1 protein-coding gene is annotated in these 337 nt (G+C 32.9%); it reads left to right on the top strand.

Features of this window, described 5'->3' with window-relative positions; translation table 11 throughout:
* Window positions 1-337: hypothetical protein (locus FDX22_RS20130; protein ID WP_222592537.1), on the top strand; the 337-nt coding region annotated here is incomplete at both ends.

Here is a 337-nt window from a genome sequence, read left to right on the forward strand (position 1 = left end):
TAATAAAGAACATGGCATAGAACTAAATAAATATATGCGTAAAACTATTAAAAAGCAAATCAGAATTCATGAGAAATATATTTATCGTTATGATAGAGTTACTCAAGCTATCGAGTGGATAGAAGATAACTTTTACCTTACTACTGGAAATTTGATGAAAATTAAGTTACACCCTACGCAAAAATATTGGTACGAGTTAATGCTCGGCTATGATATGATTGACGAAAAAGGTGTTCAGGTAAACCTAATTAATGAAATTTTCCTTAATTTAGGTCGTGGCTCTGGTAAGTCAAGTTTAATGGCTACGCGCGTGCTTAACTGGATGATTTTAGGCGGA

The organism is Citrobacter sp. TBCS-14, from assembly GCF_005280805.1.
In the GTDB taxonomy this organism is placed as follows: Bacteria; Pseudomonadota; Gammaproteobacteria; order Enterobacterales; family Enterobacteriaceae; genus Citrobacter; species Citrobacter gillenii.